The sequence below is a fragment of the Proteiniclasticum aestuarii genome, assembly GCF_017368455.1.
Taxonomy (GTDB): Bacteria; Bacillota; Clostridia; order Clostridiales; family Clostridiaceae; genus Proteiniclasticum; species Proteiniclasticum aestuarii.
In genome coordinates this window covers 193886-212040 of the sequence record NZ_JAFNJU010000001.1, presented here as the reverse complement: position 1 = coordinate 212040, position 18155 = coordinate 193886, and the positions used below count along the sequence as shown (strand labels likewise).

15 protein-coding genes are annotated in these 18155 nt (G+C 44.0%); 11 read left to right on the top strand and 4 right to left on the bottom strand.

Features of this window, described 5'->3' with window-relative positions:
• Positions 1 to 160: 160 nt before the first annotated feature.
• The 7 genes from ku (at position 161) to J3A84_RS00985 (ending at position 8010) form a co-directional block, all read left to right on the top strand.
• On the top strand, positions 161 to 1012 hold the full coding sequence (gene ku / locus J3A84_RS01015; RefSeq protein ID WP_207598134.1) for a non-homologous end joining protein Ku: 852 nt from the start codon (positions 161 to 163) through the stop codon (positions 1010 to 1012).
• 2 nt (positions 1013 to 1014) lie between these two features.
• The gene (ligD, locus tag J3A84_RS01010) at positions 1015 to 3525 is read left to right on the top strand and encodes a DNA ligase D (protein ID WP_207598133.1); all 2511 of its coding nucleotides are present in this window, start codon (positions 1015 to 1017) and stop codon (positions 3523 to 3525) included.
• 182 nt (positions 3526 to 3707) lie between these two features.
• The gene (locus J3A84_RS01005) at positions 3708 to 4340 is read left to right on the top strand and encodes an O-methyltransferase (RefSeq protein WP_207598132.1); all 633 of its coding nucleotides are present in this window, start codon (positions 3708 to 3710) and stop codon (positions 4338 to 4340) included.
• 1 nt (position 4341) lies between these two features.
• Positions 4342 to 5568 (top strand): peptidase U32 family protein, encoded by a 1227-nt coding sequence (locus J3A84_RS01000; RefSeq protein WP_207598131.1) that lies wholly within the window; start codon positions 4342 to 4344, stop codon positions 5566 to 5568.
• Positions 5565 to 6233, top strand: a complete 669-nt coding sequence (udk, locus tag J3A84_RS00995; protein ID WP_207598130.1) for a uridine kinase — start codon at positions 5565 to 5567, stop codon at positions 6231 to 6233. Before J3A84_RS01000 ends, udk begins: the two co-directional genes overlap by 4 nt.
• 77 nt (positions 6234 to 6310) lie before the next feature.
• Entirely contained in the window at positions 6311 to 7081 is a 771-nt protein-coding gene (locus J3A84_RS00990) for a shikimate dehydrogenase family protein (protein ID WP_207598129.1), read from the top strand.
• On the top strand, positions 7054 to 8010 hold the full coding sequence (locus J3A84_RS00985) for a type IV pilus twitching motility protein PilT (protein WP_207598128.1): 957 nt from the start codon (positions 7054 to 7056) through the stop codon (positions 8008 to 8010). Before J3A84_RS00990 ends, J3A84_RS00985 begins: the two co-directional genes overlap by 28 nt.
• A gap of 40 nt (positions 8011 to 8050) precedes the next feature.
• Here J3A84_RS00985 and J3A84_RS00980 read toward each other — a convergent pair whose 3' ends face one another.
• The 4 genes from J3A84_RS00980 to J3A84_RS00965 form a co-directional block, all read right to left on the bottom strand.
• The gene (locus J3A84_RS00980) at positions 8051 to 9268 is read right to left on the bottom strand and encodes an FprA family A-type flavoprotein (protein ID WP_207598127.1); all 1218 of its coding nucleotides are present in this window, start codon (positions 9266 to 9268) and stop codon (positions 8051 to 8053) included.
• Between the two features lie 284 nt (positions 9269 to 9552).
• A complete protein-coding gene (locus J3A84_RS00975; RefSeq protein WP_242693916.1) occupies positions 9553 to 11307 on the bottom strand; it encodes an NADH-dependent [FeFe] hydrogenase, group A6 in 1755 nt (584 codons plus the stop codon).
• Positions 11308 to 11316: 9 nt separating this feature from the next.
• A complete protein-coding gene (locus J3A84_RS00970) occupies positions 11317 to 13140 on the bottom strand; it encodes an NADH-ubiquinone oxidoreductase-F iron-sulfur binding region domain-containing protein (RefSeq protein ID WP_483434092.1) in 1824 nt (607 codons plus the stop codon).
• A gap of 44 nt (positions 13141 to 13184) precedes the next feature.
• The gene (locus J3A84_RS00965) at positions 13185 to 13667 is read right to left on the bottom strand and encodes a complex I 24 kDa subunit family protein (protein ID WP_207598488.1); all 483 of its coding nucleotides are present in this window, start codon (positions 13665 to 13667) and stop codon (positions 13185 to 13187) included.
• Between the two features lie 194 nt (positions 13668 to 13861).
• Here J3A84_RS00965 and J3A84_RS15375 point away from each other — a divergent pair, with 194 nt between their 5' ends.
• From J3A84_RS15375 to J3A84_RS00950, 4 genes are all read left to right on the top strand, one after another.
• Positions 13862 to 13990, top strand: coding sequence for a hypothetical protein (locus J3A84_RS15375; protein ID WP_281069602.1), 129 nt, complete (start codon positions 13862 to 13864; stop codon positions 13988 to 13990).
• Between the two features lie 73 nt (positions 13991 to 14063).
• Positions 14064 to 15662 carry an ABC-F family ATP-binding cassette domain-containing protein gene (locus J3A84_RS00960; RefSeq protein ID WP_207598125.1) on the top strand — a complete coding sequence of 533 codons (1599 nt, stop codon included), beginning with the start codon at positions 14064 to 14066 and terminating at the stop codon, positions 15660 to 15662.
• Positions 15663 to 15835: 173 nt separating this feature from the next.
• On the top strand, positions 15836 to 16720 hold the full coding sequence (locus tag J3A84_RS00955; protein ID WP_207598124.1) for a YitT family protein: 885 nt from the start codon (positions 15836 to 15838) through the stop codon (positions 16718 to 16720).
• Positions 16721 to 16836: 116 nt separating this feature from the next.
• Positions 16837 to 18141, top strand: coding sequence for a cell division FtsA domain-containing protein (locus J3A84_RS00950; RefSeq protein ID WP_207598123.1), 1305 nt, complete (start codon positions 16837 to 16839; stop codon positions 18139 to 18141).
• Positions 18142 to 18155 lie beyond the last annotated feature (14 nt).

Here is an 18155-nt window from a genome sequence, read left to right as displayed (position 1 = left end):
ATATAAATTAATATAATGAAATATAATATATATTCAGATTAATAAAGAACGGTGAAAAAAGATATAAGAATCTCGTAAAAATCTAAACAATATGGTAAAAGATTGTACAAATTGATCTGCTATAATGACGCTAACAATGGAGATATAAAGGGGTGATTTTATGCGTTCCATTTGGAAAGGCGCAATTTCCTTCGGGTTGGTCAATATTCCTGTCAGTCTGTATTCAGCTGAGGAGAGAAATGATCTGAAGTTCAGTCTCATAGACAAGAGGGATGATGGCAAGATCCGATATCAGCGGATCAATGAAACTACGGGAGAAGAAGTGGCTTATGAAAATATCGTGAAAGCCTACGAGTTTGATGATGGTGATTACGTGGTCATGACCGATGAGGATTTCGAACAGGCTGATGTGGAAGCGACAAAGACGGTTGATATCGAAACCTTCATACTGCGTGAGGAACTGAATTTCATGTATTTTGAAAAGCCTTACTTCATCGCTCCGACAAAAGGTGGAGAAAAGCCTTATGTGCTTCTGAGAGAAGCCATGGAAAAAACCGGGAAGATCGCCATTGCGAGGGTGGTTATCAGAACCAAAGCATATCTTGCGGCGATCTACAGTTCAGACAAGATTCTTGTGCTTAATCTGATCCGCTTTCATGATGAGCTCAGATCATCTGACGAGCTGAAAATCCCAGATTCTGTGAAGATCTCAAGAAAAGAGATGGATCTGGCGGAGAGTCTCATAGAAGGCATGACTGCGCAGTGGAAACCGGAGGACTATGAGGATGAATATAAGGATGCGGTGATGAAGAGGATCGAAGCCAAGGCCAAGATGAAAGGGAAAGAGGTGCTTCCTGAAGAAGAGAAAGCGGAAGATTCTGGAAGTGGTAAAGTGGTGGATATCATGGATCTTCTTAAGAAATCGGTGGAAGCGAAAAAAACGGATGCTAAGAAGAAAACGGGAAAGAAATCAGCTGAACCGGATGATGATAAAAAGAAAGCGAGTAAGTGATGATGTCAGATAAACTGGAAAGTTATAATAAGAAAAGAGATTTCAGGAAAACAGAAGAACCTTCAGGGAAGGAAGAAAAGAGCGGAAAAAAGCTTCGTTTCGTCGTGCAGAAACATGATGCGTCCAGACTTCATTATGATTTTCGCATCGAGTGGGATGGCGTTCTTTTGAGCTGGGCTGTGCCCAAAGGTCCATCCTACAATCCGAAGGAGAGAAGGCTGGCAGTGGAAGTGGAGCCGCATCCCGTATCCTACAGAGACTTCGAAGGAACCATTCCAGAGAAGGAGTATGGTGGGGGTACAGTGATGCTGTTTGATGAGGGGTACTGGGAACCCCAGGAAGAGATGGAGAAGAACCTGAAAGAAGGCTCCATCAAAATGATTCTTCACGGAGAAAGGCTGAAAGGGAAATGGACGCTGGTCAGAATGAAGGCCAAAGAGGAAGAAGAAAACCGAAACTGGCTGCTGATCAAGGAAAAGGATGAGCTGGTTCAGGAACAGGACGGAATCAGTCAGTTCAAGACCAGTGTAAGAACCGGTAGAACCATGGAGGAGATTGCGCTGGAGAAGAGGCCTGCAAAGCAGGCTAAGGAGAAGAAACTGCCTTTTCAGGAATACACCCTGCAGCTGGCGAAGCTCGAAAAAGAGGTTCCTGAAAACGGGGAATGGGTCTATGAGCTGAAATATGATGGATACCGAATCACTGCGGAAATAGAAGGGGGGCAAGTGCGGCTACTCACAAGAAACCAGAAGGACTACACGGAAAAGTTTCCAGTGGTGGCAGAGGCACTGAAGGAGATGGCCGGCACAAGAAATATGATTCTTGATGGAGAAATCGTGGTTCTGGATGATAACGGCAGAAGCGATTTTCAGAAACTGCAGAGATATCTGAAGCACCCCGGTGGTAAAAACATCACCTATATCCTGTTTGATCTCCTGGCACTGGGGGAGAAAGACTACAGAAGCCAGGAGCTTCTGAAGAGAAAGAAGGAACTGAAAAAGCTCCTGGCAGAAGAACATCCCCATCTTCATTACAGTGAACACACTGATGGAGAAGGAGGAGAGATCCTGAAGGCTGCCTGTGAAGCGGACATGGAGGGAATCATCGGCAAAAGAGCGGACTCGCCTTATGCGGGCAGCAGGAATGGAGACTGGATCAAAGTCAAATGCGAGAAAAGACAGGAATTTGTCATCGGGGGGTACACGTCTTCTGATAAGAGAAGCAAGGGCATCAGTTCACTGCTTCTCGGGGTCTACGAAAAGGAGGAGCTGGTTTATGCGGGAAGAACTGGAACAGGGTTTTCTCAGAAGCAGCGGAAGGAACTGGAGGGGAAATTCAGCTCTATTCTTAGAAAAACCCCGCCTTTCAGGGATGCCCCAGAAGAAAGAAGCGGAGAGGAGATTTTCTGGGTAACCCCGAAACTCATTGCTGAAGTCAGGTTTCAGGAATGGACGGATGAGCATCTGCTCAGACAGGCCAGCTTCAAGGGGCTGAGAGAAGACAAGAATCCTTTCGATGTGATAAGGGAGAAGGCTGCTTCCAGAGAAGCAAGTGAAAAGGGAAAAGAACCGATGAAGCTGATTACACCAGATGAAGCTGATGGGCAGAGAAAAGGGACAAGGGGAAACAAAAAGAAAGAACGTGAGAGCATCACGGTCAAGGGAATACGAATCAGCAGTCCGGATAAGGACATGTATGATGGAGACCAGATCACCAAAGAAGAGGTGGCGAGGTATTATCATCTTGTTTCAGAAAGAATGATACCTTATGTTTCAGAACGTGTATTAAGTATCATGCGCTGCCCGGATGGTATAGGAGAGTGTTTTTATCAGAAGCATCTGGATCAGATCGGTAAAGGTCTGGAGAAAATTGAAATCACGGAAAAGGATGGAGACAGGGAGGACTATGTCTATATCGGAAGTGAAGAGGGAGTCTTGTCGGCGGTTCAGATGGGTACCCTGGAATTTCATATATGGGGCAGCACTGTGGACAAGCTGGAATTTCCGGATATGATCGTTTTTGATCTGGATCCTGCTGAAGGGATGAAGGTGGATAAGGTCAGAGAAGGGGTCCGTGACATGAAGAAGATACTGGATGAACTGTCTTTGACTTCATTTCTGAAAACCAGTGGTGGGAAGGGGTATCATGTGGTGGTGCCTGTGAATCGAACTGCTGACTGGGATCGGGTGCGTGACTTTGCGAAGCTCTGCGCTCAGGCTATGGAAGAGCGCTGGCCTGAAAAGTATACAAGCAATATGCGAAAAGAGAAGAGGAAAGGAAAGATCTTCATCGACTGGGTCAGAAATGGCAGAAGCGCCACATCCGTTGCACCTTATTCCCTGAGAGCCAGAAAAGGAGCACCCGTATCCGTGCCGATTTTCTGGGAAGAGCTTGATGAGATTACACCGAATCAGATCAAGCTGCGAGACATAGAAGAGAGGCTGGAAAAGGAGGATCCCTGGAAGGATTTTTTCAAGGTCCATCAGGGTATTCGAGGGCAAATGGATGAATAAGTGCTCTCATCTGGATAAATGATGGGAGATGAGAATAATATTTTGATCAATCTGCTTTGGAGACAAGGCAGATTTCTTTTTAATAATGGAGCTGCTGTGTTTGATAAAGCTTATCAAATCGGCTATAATAGGATAGGAATTTTACGGGCCCTCAGGGGTTAATTTTATATGTAGGTGTTTGTATGGATGGAATTGTATATCCGAAGGTTTCGGAGTATATAGAAAAGTTTGGTGGAATAAAGGAACTTCAGAACCTTGAAGACTATGCGAAAGAGAATCACGTGCCCATCGTCATGAAGGATGCAGCAAGGCTTCTGGCGTTCATGGTGTCTCTTCATAGACCGGAGAAGATTCTGGAGCTGGGCACAGCCATCGGGTATTCCGCCCTTGTTATGGCTCTTCATTCGGGTGCGGAGATCGTATCTGTGGAGAGAGAGGAAGGGATGAAAGAGACTGCACTGAAGAATATCGAAGAATATGGGATGAAAGACCGTATTTCCGTGGTGCTTTCAGAATGCGAGGAGTATCTTCAGAAAACAGAAGATACCTTTGATTTCATATTTATGGATGCAGGAAAATCTCATTACAGAGAATACCTGGAACTATCGTTACCTAAGCTGAACCCGGGCGGATTCATCTTATGTGACAATGTCCTATATAAGGGACTTGTGGTTCATGATACTGCGGCAAGAAAACACAGAACAAATGTAGTAAAACTTCAGGAGTTTCTTGATTATGTGCACAGCAGAGAAGACCTTAGGGTGTCTCTTCTCACTGTGAGTGATGGAATGCTTCTGATCAGGAGGAAAGAATAAAATGAATAAACCGGAACTGTTAGCCCCAGCGGGGAATCTGGATAAACTGAAGACAGCAATAGACTATGGCGCGGATGCCGTATACATGGGAGGAGCCAGGCTGAATCTGAGAGCCTTCTCAGACAATTTCACCAACGAGGAAATGATGGAAGGCTTGAAATATGCCCATGATCGAGGAAGAAAGGTCTATGTGACCATCAACGTCTTCCCTCATGAGAGTGACATGAAGGGGCTGGATGAGTATCTTCTGAATCTGCAGGAGATCGGCGTGGATGCCATCATCGTATCAGACCCCGGCGTCATCATGACCGCCAGGGAAGTGGTCCCTGATATGGAAATCCATCTTTCCACCCAGGCGAATAATGTGAACTCACGCTCTGCCACCTTCTGGCATAAGATGGGTGTTGCAAGAGTGATTCTTGCCAGAGAACTTTCTCTCAAGGAAATCAAGGAAATCAGAAAGAACATACCAGAAGAGCTGGAACTGGAAGCCTTTGTTCATGGGTCCATGTGCATGGCTTATTCAGGAAGATGTCTTCTGTCCAACTATATGACAGGCAGAGATGCCAATCGTGGTGCCTGTGCACAGCCCTGCAGATACAAGTACTATCTCGTTGAGGAGAAAAGACCCGGGGAATATATGGAAATCAATGAAGACGAGCGTGGAACCTACATCATGAATTCGAAGGATCTATGCATGATCGAGCACATTCCTGATCTGATCGCATCAGGACTTCAGTCACTGAAGATCGAAGGCAGAATGAAATCAGAGTTTTATGTGGCTGCCATTGTAAAAGCCTACAGACAGGCCATTGACACCTATTTTGATGATCCTGAAAACTTTGTCTATGATGAGAAGTGGCTGGATATTCTGAATATGGTAAGTCACAGAGAATATTATACAGGATTTTACTATGGCAGAGGAAATTCTGAAATCCATGGTACCAGTTCCTATGTTCGCACCCATGAACTTATAGCCATCGTGAAAGAGGATCTGGGAGACGGAAGATATCTCATCGGACAGAAAAATCGTATCTATCCCGGTGAGAAAATTAAGATAATGAGACCAGGGGATGATATAATAGAAGCAGTAATGACAGAATTCAGAGATGAAGAAGGCATTGAAATCGAAGTAGCCAATAAAGCAGCCATGGATTTCACCGCTTATTCATCCGTGAAGCTTTACCCGAATGATATACTGATTAAAGAAAAGGAAGATCAATTATGAAAAAGCCTATACTTATCGGAATCACAGGTGGTACAGGATCTGGAAAGAGTACTGTAGCTAAGTCCATCTATCGCAACTTCAAGAAAGAAAGTATCAGCATCATCATGCAGGATTCCTATTACAAAGATCAGAGCGATATGACCTTTGAGGAAAGAACGAAAACGAATTATGACCATCCACATGCTTTTGATACGCCTCTTCTGATCAGTCATCTGGAAATGATGCTCAAAGGGCAGGCCATTGAAATGCCGATCTATGACTTCACCATCCATAACAGGAAGAAGGAAACCGTAAGGGAAGAGCCCAAGGATATCATCATCGTGGAAGGGATTCTGATTCTGGAAGATGAAAGACTCCGCAACCTATTTGATATCAAGATTTATGTGGATACGGATGCAGATATCAGAATTCTAAGAAGGCTGACGCGAGACATCAGAGACCGCGGAAGGACACTGGAATCTGTGATAGATCAGTATTTAGGCGTAGTAAGGCCCATGCATCTGCAGTTTATTGAACCGACAAAAAGATATGCGGATCTCATTATACCTGAAGGTGGGAAGAACCGTGTTGCTATAGACATTCTTGTATCGACAATCAAGCAGCATCTGACTGAGGGACCGGTTGACGAACTACCCAGACCCGATGTAAGCAAAATATTGAAATAGACAGAAACAGCAAAGGGAGCGCAGCTCCCTTTGTTTAATATTAAGGTTCATGATGCATAATAGAGTAAGGAGAGGGGATGAAGAATATGAGAAAAACGGGACTATTAGGCAGACGGATCGGCTACTCCAGATCACCTGAAATTCATGAAAGATTATTTGGAAACAAAAGAATGGATATCACCTATGAGATCTTCGATCTGCCCAGAGAGGAAATCAGAGCATTCATTGATTCCCTTGCTGTGAACCAGATCATCGGATTCAACGTGACGATTCCATATAAGGAGGAAATCATCAGCTATATTCATGAGTTGGATTCCACTGCGCTGGAATGTGGAGCGGTGAATACCGTGGTCATCAAGAACGGGTGGAGAATCGGCTACAATACCGATGTCTATGGATTCATGCAGTCCCTGAAGGACAACAGGGTGGATGTGAGAGGGAAAGATGTGCTGATTCTAGGCAGTGGTGGCGCAGCAAAGGCTGTCTACACTGCTCTTAAAAAGATGAAGGCGAATATCCATATGGCTTTCCGCTCTGAGACCAGAAGAAAGGAATTCCCGGAAGCCATCACCATCACTCCACTGGATGAAATTTCGGATATCTCAATGTATCATCTAGTCATCAACTGCACGAAGCTTGGGAGTGTGAATTTTGACGAAATGCCTATTGACATCAGAAACTACAGCAATGACACCATCCTATACGATCTCAACTATGAACCCATGCATTCGGCCTTCCTGAGATTCGGCACAAGTGCTGGACTTCAGGTGATCAATGGGGAGAGCATGCTTTTCAACCAGGCGGTGAAGAGTCAGGAACTATGGATAGACGCATTGAATCTATTTTAGATGAAGCACGCCTTTTGGGCGCGTCAGATGTGGTTTTAAAGGAAGATCAGAAGGCCATCTACAGAATCCTTGGGAAGCTCACGGAAAGCGATCAGATTGTCAGCAGAGATGAACTGGAGCGGTTCACTTCATTTCTGAGACCTGCAGGATATGTTCAGGAGTATCTGGGTGGGACTTCAGGTATGGATGTGTCTTTCGAGTATCATGGTCGCTATCGCGTCAACTGCTTTTCTTCCATGGGAAAACGCTGCGCTGCCTTGCGTGTGATCAGTGATGAAATAAGAACGCTGAAAACCCTCGGCTTGCCGGAAGATCTTTCCCGACGTGTCGTAGAAAGAAAAGGCTTATCGCTGATTGTAGGAAAAACCGGAGCAGGGAAGTCCACCACGCTCGCGGCCATCACCCAGAGTATTCTGCTGTACGAGAAAGCGCACATCATAACGCTGGAGGATCCTGTGGAGTACAGGTACAGCCGAATGCAGGGTGAAATCACGCAAAGAGAAATGGGCATAGACTTTCCGGGCTTCGAAGTGGGAATACAGGATGCGCTCCGACAAAGTCCGGATTATATCGTCATCGGTGAAATCCGTACACTCAGTGCCCTTAAGGCGGCCATAAGCGCTGCGGAGGCGGGTCACGGAATCATAGGTACCATTCACTCCATTGGGGCTGCAAGGACCCTTACACGGATGCTGTCCATGTTCAGTGAGGCAGAGAAGGAGTTTATCCGATATCAGCTGTCTGCAAACCTGAACTTCATACTTTCCCAGAAACTGACCTATAGTGAAATGAAAGCACATCTGGATTATGAACTGATGCTGAATATTCCTTCCATGGAAAACACCATAAGGGAAGGGCGATTCAATCAGATGGACAATCTGATTCTGCTGGGGGAGAAACAGGGGATGAAGAGATTCAGTGTAAAATAGAAGGGATGAAATCTTAAAATGTTAAGATTTCATCCCATTTTTATTCTTCCGTATTTCCTAGTACCGATGCAGCGATCACATCTGCCAGGTCATCCAGCTTCTGTTCTTCATCATCTTTGAGTCTTGATTTGATGTCGAAGGTTTCTCCGATGATTTCCATGTTCTTCATGCTGCTGAATCTCTCTGTCATCAGTTTCTGTGCTGCACTGGACCAGCTGTGATTGCCGATGATGGCAACCTTACGGTTCTTGACGCCTAATGCAGCCATTTCATGGAGCAGGTTATCCATCGGATAGTACAGTCCCATATTATAAGTAGGAGCCGCTGCAACCAGATGGCTGTATTTCCAGATGTCGCTTATGATATAGGAAGGATGTGTTTTGGAAACATCATATACACGAATGTCCTTGACGCCACGCTGACCAAGTTTATTCGCCAGAGCATCCGCCGTGTTTGCTGTATTTCCATACATGGAACCATAGAAGATGACCACGCCTTCTTTTTCAGGTTCATACTTAGACCATTTGTCATACAGATCCAGAATCAGATTCAGATCAGATCTGAAAATCGGACCGTGGAGTGAGCAGATCATATTGATTTTGAAAGAGCTGATCTTTCTGAATACCGACTGTACCTGGGCACCGAACTTTCCTACTATATTCGCATAATATCTTCTTGATTCATCTAGATACAGATTCCTGTAGTCCACTTCATCATCGAAGAGATTTCCTGTAAGCGCACCAAATGTACCAAATGCATCTGCAGCAAACAGAATTCCTTCTGTGGTTTCGTAGTTCATCATGACTTCTGGCCAGTGCACCATTGGTGCAGTGATGATTTTCAGATTATGCTTTCCTAAACTGATTTCATCTCCTTCACCTACAAGCATCTGATTATCCGTGATATCCATATTATAGAACTGGTTGAACAGCTGGAAGGACTTCTTGTTTCCGACTACTTTCACATTAGGATATCTGCGCACAAGATTTTCGATATTGCCGCAGTGATCCGGCTCCATATGGTTGATGATAAGATAATCAAGTTCTCTTCCCTGCATGAGATGTTCGATGTTTTCCAGATACTGATCTGTTACCGCATCATCGACGGTATCAATGATTGCGGTTTTTTCATCAAGAATCAGCCAGGAGTTATACGATACACCGTTTGTCAGCGGGAAGAGGTTTTCAAACTGTTCCAGTCTTCTGTCATTTCCACCGATCCAATAAATCTGTGGGGATATTTCTCTTACATTATACAATTTAAAAGCCTCCTAGTTTACATTTACCTTTACATGCCGATTGAAGGGTTGGTTCAATCGATAAAGAATCTTCATAAATATCATAACGCATCGTGAGAGATATCTCAATAGTCCGAGGATAATTAATTGCACACAATTCAAATAATGCGGACCCGAATCTTCATCAAAAATGCCTCATAGTACTCGATTGATTGTACAAAGTGATTTCTGGAATGACATCTGATGATAATTGTTTTTCATAAAGAAATGGCGCTGCAGCATATTCAGCGCCATTTCTGGAGGTGTCAGATCATTTCCTTTGCTGTATAAGTAGTGTGCAGAAGTTCATGAGCCTTTTCTCCATAAGGATCTCCCAGATATTCACGGTACAGTTTCATCACCATCTCATTTTCATGGGATTTCCGTTTCGGCTTTCCTGCATCTTCACGGTATATGGCTTCCTGCCTTTTCCTAATTATACTGAAGTCCCCATGATGATAGGGCTGTCCGCCCCCACCGATGCAGCCGCCAGGGCAGGCCATGATTTCAATGGCATGAAAATCCAGTTCGCCTCGCTGAATCCCTTCCAGCATTTTTCTTGCATTTCCGAGCCCGTGGGCAATTCCGATCTTTAAGGTCATGTCCTTGAGGGGTACTTCTGCAGAACGGATCCCTTCCAGTCCTCTTAATTGTCTGAAATTCACATCTGTCAGTTCTTCATGTGTGATCCATTCATAAGCCGTTCGAACAGCAGCTTCGATGACGCCGCCAGTTGAACCGAAAATGATGGATGCACCTGTGCTTTCTCCCAGAATCTGATCGAATTCTCCTTCTGGTAAGGTTCTGAAGTCAATGCCTGCTTCCTTCAGCATATAGCCGAGTTCTCTTGTAGTAATGACCCAATCCACATCTTTCATCTCTCCGATTCTCAGTTCTTCTCTCTGCACTTCAGCTTTTTTTGCGATGCATGGCATGACAGAGACCACAAGAATGTCTTCTGGTGCGATGTTCATTTTTTCGGCATAATAGGTCTTAATCATAGTACCCATCATGATCTGGGGAGATTTGCATGTAGAGGGGATATCGAGGAGGTCAGGAAACTGATATTCGAAAAAGCGAACCCAGGCGGGACAGCAGCTTGTCAGTATCGGGAGTTTTCCGCCATGCTCGATTCTGTGAATGAGTTCCGAGGCTTCTTCGATAATGGTGAGATCTGCAGCCCAGTCTGTATCGAATACGCCATTGAATCCCATTCTCCGGAAGGCTGTGGCCAGCTGTCCTGTGGTGATGGATCCTGGTTCCATATCAAACATTTCTCCGATGGCGACACGCACAGCAGGAGCGACCTGTACAACCACATGCTTCTCATGTTTCAGAAGAGCTGCCCACACTTTATGCATGTTATTGATTTCGGATAAGGCGCCTGTAGGGCAGACGGCAACGCACTGACCACAGAAGGTGCAGGATGTATCAGCCATATCAAGATTAAATGCGGGACCAACAAAGGCATCAAACCCTCTGGAGTTTGCAGACAGGATACCGCAGGTCTGGACTTCATTGCACATGGTCTCACACCTTCTGCACATGATGCATTTGTCGGGATTTTTTACCAGTGCAGCAGAGCTTTTATCCAGAGGTCGGCTCATTTTCTCTCCGACGAACTGGATATCGTATATACCCAGTCTCTTTGCCAGGGCTTGCAGATCGCACTGGAGATTCTTTCTGCAGGTAAGGCATTCCATGGGGTGATTCGACAGCAGCAGCTCCAGATTCAGTCTGCGAGCGGAGACAGCCTTCAGGGAGTCTGTGATGATTTCTATTCCTTCTGTCACCATTTCAGAGCAGGAAGGAGACAAAGCCTGTCTGCCTACTACTTCCACCATGCATACGCGGCAGGAAGCTGTTCTATTGACCATTCCGAAGCCTTCAAGATTAAGGTGACACAAGGTGGGAATGTCCGCATTCACAAGTTTTGCCGCTTCATGGATTGTAGTGCCTTTTGGAACGCTCAGATCTGTTCCGTTGATTCGGATATGAACCATTTCAAGTATGTTTTCCATATTCTTCACCTAAGCCTTTTTTATCGCGTTGAATTTACAGGCATCAAAACATGCACCGCACGAAATACAGAGATTCAGATCAATGAAATGAACCTGCTTAGGATGTCCAGAAATGCAACCTACGGGACATACTCGCCTGCAGGCGGTACATCCGACGCATTTTTCTGGGATCACACTGTATCTGAAAAGTCCTTTGCAGATCCCAGTGGGGCATGTCTTTTCTTCCACATGCATCCGATACTCTTCTTCAAAGTATTTCATAGTGCTGAGCACCGGATTTGGGGCAGTCTGTCCCAACCCGCAGAGTGCAGAGTTCCTGATGTTGTTCCCGAGCATGTCCAGCTGTTCCAGCACATTAGGGGAAGCGGTACCTTTGGTGATGCTGTCCAGAAGTTCGTAGAGGCGTTTTGTTCCGATACGACAAGGAGTGCATTTGCCGCAGGATTCATCCATGGTGAACTTGAGATAGAATTTTGCGATATCAACCATACAGTTGTCTTCATCCATGACGATCATTCCTCCAGAACCCATCATGGTTCCCAGGGAACGAAGACTCTCGTATTCTATAGGGGTATCCAGATAATCCACTGAAATCACACCGCCCGATGGACCACCGGTCTGGACTGCTTTAAAGGCCTTGTCATCGGTGATGCCCCCACCAATTTCATAAATGATCTCTCTTAGCGTGGTTCCCATGGGCACTTCCACAAGTCCTACATTTTTCACTTTACCAACCAGTGCGAACACTTTTGTTCCCTTTGAATTCCTTGTTCCGATAGAAGCAAACCATTCTGCGCCTTTGTTTATGATTTCAGGGACATTGGCCAGTGTTTCCACATTGTTCACTGTGGTGGGTTTGTGAAGATATCCTTCTTCGGAAGGGTAAGGAGGTTTTTTAGTAGGTTCACCTCTTTTTCCTTCCACAGAGTGGATCAGAGCGGTTTCTTCACCGCACACGAATGCGCCTGCACCAAGTCTTATTTCAATATCGAAATCAAAGCCGCTGCCCAGAATGTTCTTACCCAGAAATCCATAGTCTCTTGCCTGATCCAATGCCGTATTCAGTCGTGCGATGGCAAGAGGGTATTCTGCTCTGATGTAGATGATGCCCTGATTTGCACCAGTAGCGTATCCTCCGATGATCAGACCTTCCAGAACACTATGAGGGTCTCCCTCGAGGAGTGAACGGTCCATATAAGCACCGGGATCTCCTTCATCCGCATTGCAGATCATATATTTCTGAGGGTTTTTCTGCTGGTTTGTCGCCTGCCATTTCAGGCCGGTGGGAAAACCGCCTCCACCACGACCGCGAAGACCGCTTTCTTTCAGAACATGAATGACGTCGAGAGGTGTCATTTCAGTGAGTACTTTCGCTAAGGCTTCATAACCATCAAAGGCGATATACTCCGTGATTCTTTCAGGATCGATATTACCGCAGTTTTTGAGTGCAATACGGTACTGTTTTTTCTTGGCACCGGAAGGATCTGTTCTGTTGAAGGTCATGGGAACCACTTTATCCTTCAGTATCTTTCCCTGTAGAACGTGTTCGTTTAGGATTCTTCCTGCCGTTTCCAGGTCAACATATCCGTAGTATATGGGGGCATGACCTGGGATGTTGACCTGCACAGTGGGTTCACAATAACAGGAACCGATACAGCCTACTTTCACGAGATCGACATTACTTAAGTGCATATCGCTGATCAGAGATTCCAGTTCTTCGTAGATTTCTCTACCGCCTGCAGCAATTCCGCATGTAGCTAAACCTACCAGGAGTTCTATGCGCTTTCCTTTGCCGCCTCCTAACTCACGAAGCAGCCTCATTTCATTCTGCATTTTTTTGATCTCAAGAAGTTCATTCCGATCTTTTATCATAGGTATCACACACCCTTGTAACTGCTTGTGACAGCTTTAATATTACCTTCATTCATGTGTCCATAGACTTTATCGTCGACCATGACAGCAGGTGCCAGTCCACACGCTCCGATGCATCTGATTTCTTTCAGTGTGAACAGTTCGTCGATGGTTGTTTCATCCATACCGATTTTAAGTTCCTTTTTCAGCGCTTCTTTGACCTGCTCTGCGCCTTTCACGAAACATGCCGTACCCATACAGACACTGATTGTGTGCTCCCCCCGTTTTACCTGCGTAAAATAGGAGTAGAAACTGACGACTCCGTATACTTTAGAGGCCGGAATGCCTATCGAACGTGCGATATAAAGCTGTAGATCAGGTGGCAGATAGCCGAAGAGATGCTGTGCGCGATGTAGAATATGGATCAGCATACCTTCCTGATCATCGAGACTCCGGATATAGGTGTCAAGCAGTGAAAGTTTGTCTTCAGGAAGGGTAACGGATTCCATCAGAAGAAGATCCTTTTCCATTTGTATTCACCTCCGTTGAAAATTCAGAAAATTTCTTAATTACGTTGTATCAATAAGAATGAGTCGTGTCAATAATTTAACAGATATTTATGAATAGTTCGTTTTTGATTGATTCCATTAATAAATTGATGAATCAGAAGAGATTTTCTTCAGGTTGACAGGCAAGACTGGTTATGGGAATGTCAGGTTACAGAGAGGGAAGTAGAAATAGAATAAATGTAAATGAAAATGAAAAAAGAAAAAAAGAAAAAAAGAAAAAAGATTGCAATGAAGATGTATTTATATTGAGTTTCATGGTATAATCATAATTTGTGTGATAGAAATCATGTAAGAACTGACGATTGAAAATAAACTAATATGGAGTGAATAAATTTAATGCTGAATGTAAACAATGTAAGTCTGAGATATGGTGGAAGAAAACTTTTTGACGATGTGAATATCAAGTTCACCTCTGGGAACTGTTACGGCGTAATTGGGGCCAACGGTGCAGGTAAATCCACATTTCTGAAGATACTGTCTGGTGAAATAGAACCCAATACAGGAGATGTTTCCTTAGGCAAGGACATGAGAATGTCTGTGCTGAAACAGGATCATTTCCAGTTTGACCAGGATAAGGTCATCGATACAGTCATCAAGGGAAATGACAGACTCTACCAGATCATGAAAGAAAAAGATGAGATCTACAGTAAAGAAGACTTCTCCGATGAAGATGGTATCAGAGCATCTATTCTTGAAGGTGAATTTGCCGAACTGAACGGATGGGAAGCGGAAGCGGAAGCGGCATCACTGCTGCTGGGCCTTGGCGTGGATACCGACAAACATGATAGAATTCTGAGTGAACTGGAAAGTGCTGAAAAGATCAAAGTCCTTCTGGCGCAGGCTTTATTCGGAAAGCCGGATGTGCTGATTCTGGATGAGCCTACCAACGATCTGGATCTGCCTTCCATCACCTGGCTAGAAAACTATCTTGCTGATTTTGAGGGAACCGTCATTGTAGTATCTCATGACAGACATTTCCTAAACATGATCTGTACGCATATCTGTGATGTGGATTATGGTAAAATCAAAATCTATATGGGCAACTACGATTTCTGGTACGAGTCAAGTCAGCTGATGGCCCAGTTGATGAAGGATTCCAATAAGAAGAAGGAAGAGAAGATCAGAGATCTTCAGAGCTTCATCACCAGATTCTCTGCCAATGCGTCAAAATCGAAGCAGGCAACTTCAAGAAAGAAGCTTCTGGATAAAATCACCCTGGATGACATCGCTGTATCAAACAGAAGATATCCATTTGTGGGATTCAAACCGGAAAGAGAGCCTGGTAATGATATTCTCATCGTGGAAAACCTGACAAAATCCATAGATGGTGTAAAGGTACTGGACAATGTTTCCTTTATCGTCGGCAGAGAAGATAAAATCGCATTTGCCGGAAATGACATTTCCGTAAGTACGCTCTTTAAGATTCTAGCTGGTGAAATGGAGCCTGACAGCGGTTCATACAGATATGGAGTGACCATCACAAAGGGATATTTTCCAAGAGACAATGGTAAATACTTCAATGACATCCATCTGAATCTGGTGGATTGGATGAGACAGTATTCAGAAGAAAAGAGTGAAAGTTATCTGAGAGGATTCCTCGGAAGAATGCTGTTTTCAGGAGAAGAGGCTCTGAAAGAAGCTCATGTTCTTTCTGGAGGAGAAAGGGTAAGGTGCATGCTGTCAAAGCTTATGCTTTCCACTGCGAATCTTTTGATTGTGGACCAGCCAACGAACCATCTGGATCTGGAATCCATCACTGCTGTGAACAACGGATTGATTGATTTCAAAGGCGTGCTGCTCTTTTCAAGTCATGACCATCAGTTCAGTCAGACTGTTGCGAATCGTGTCATAGAGGTCACGCCAGAGAGCTTCTATGATAAACTCTGTAGTTTCGATGAATACATTGAAAACAGGGAAGAAAGAAAAGTATCCTGAAGATAAAAACTTCGAATGCGCAAGCATTCGGAGTTTTTTTTATAAGAGCTGAGTGATACAATGAATTGTGAAAATATAATCCCAGCTTCTATGGAAATGTTTACAGAAAAGCGTTATATTAGTTAAAGAATAGTATTTATTGAGATGATAATATCTCTAGAATGAGGTTAGATTTGAAAAACGAAACAAAATTTCTTAAAAAAGCGCAGCTGAAAGATTATGTTCTGATTTTTCTTGGAATCATTCTCACAGCCGCATCCATAGTCTATATTTTCACACCGAACAGACTTGCTGCAGGTGGAGCGCAGGGGATAGCTCTTGTGGTCAATCATCTGACAGGTATAAACAGCGGGCTTCTCATGATTCTGATCAATGGGATGCTCTTTATTACGGCGTTCATGATTCTTGGCACAAGTTTCGGCGCCAAGACGCTGTTCTCCTCTTTGGGGCTGTCCTTTGTCGTATTCATCATGGAAAAATACCTGTATTATGGACCGCTGACAGACAACCCGATGCTTGCGACTATTTTCGGAAGTGCACTCATGGGAATGGGGGTCGGTATCATACTCAACCGAAATGCTTCCATAGGTGGAACAAGTCTCATCGGGAAAATCATCTCCAAGTTCACCTATCTGGATCAAGTGAACTGCATCGTAGCTACGGATATTCTCGTCACACTATTTTCCATGGTTGTATTCGGCATAGAAATCGGATTATATCAGCTTCTTTCCGTGTATCTCACGGGGGAGATCATTAACAAGGTCATTGATGGAATTACCTATCGCAGAGAAGTCATGATCATCAGCGGGAAAAGGGAACTGATCATGAAGTATCTGATTAATGATATGAAGAAAGGTGCCACCCTTCTGAACGGAAGAGGCGGATTTACAGGGAAGGATACGGAAATCATTCTAACCATACTTACCAGGAGGGATTTCATCAAGCTGAAACTTTTCATCCGAAAAGTGGATCCCCAGGCATTCATCTCAGTGAATATTGTGGCGGAAGTCTCCAGTGCGGCAACCGAAAGTCCTCTGGTGAAGATAAATCACTCATAAGTTACAGAATTTAATGAATTATGTGAAATAACATGTGAATTACTGAATTTTGTTTTAATTATTGAGAAATAGAATGTATAATTGATTTATATATAATTTTAGGGAGGTATGCCATAGTGCAAACGGACAACTTTATAATAGGGCTTGATATCGGTACACAGTACATAAAAGCATCTGCATCTTCAGTGCAGGATAATACCCTTATGTATGGATCCGTTGTTGAATCCCAGGGAACTGATAAAAATGGAATTACAGATATCAAAGCGCTGAGCAGCGCAATCAAAAAAGTCATAAGCAAACTTGAAGTGAAGATTTCGAGAAACATCAACACCGCATTTGTATGCATTCAGCCTGAATATGTAAAGCTGTTGGACACACAAGGTCATGCATCGGTTTTAAGTGATGAGGTCACCCAGTATGAAATCGACAAGTCGCTTGATGGAGCGCAGCTCATCTCGCTGGAGCCTGGTGAAGAAATTGTAGATATTATCGTGAACAAATATTATGTGGATGATACAGTTTACAGAGATCCGCTAGGGGTAAAAGGTAGACATCTGGATATTAAAGCGCAGCTGGTCACAGCGAAAAAAGACTATATCGAATCCATCTATGATGCCATGGCCATGGCTAAACTGAAAGTAGCAGGTACAGGACTTGCGAGCGTTGCTGCTTCAAGTCTTCTGCTCAGCAAAAGGGATCTTCTGAGTGGAGCGATTTTAATCGATACAGGCGCCAATATGACGAGAGCATCCCTGTTCAAAGACAATAAGCTGGTGGATTCGGATGTCATCAATCTTGGCGGCAAGAGTATTACGAGGGATATTGCCATCGTCATGAAGACTTCTCTTCTGGAAGCGGAAGAAGTGAAGAAAGGATATGCAAAGGGTGAGCTGACGCTGGAGGAAGAAAAATATAATCTCGTTGAACAAATCATCAAAGCCAGAGTGGAAGAGATCATGTCCTTTGTGGAGAGATTCACAGATAAGTACAACAGTGATGAAGACATTAGAAAAGTTGTGATTTATGGTGGCGGCTTGTGCGGATTTACAAATATCAATAAATTGTATGAATCTACCATGAATAAGTCCACAAATTTTGTTACATCTGATATAATAAGGGATGATAGTGTGTTTAACATTCAATCAGGAGGATTAGCCTATCATTTATTGACTGCGATTCATTGCAAAGGGGCCATAGATGATATGGTCAGATCAGATAATGAGAGTGTTGATGAAAAAAGTACGGAGACCATGAGCGATGATGACTTTTTCAGAAAGTATCAGAATCAGTTTAATGTAAAACAGGAAACGGCCGATGAGAACCGATATGATTCAGATGATGACTATCTGGAAGACGAGAGCGTTTTCGTGAAAATACGCGAGTGGTTCATTAATTTTAAAAATAAGATTATTAATAAATAAGGGGGAATTAAATC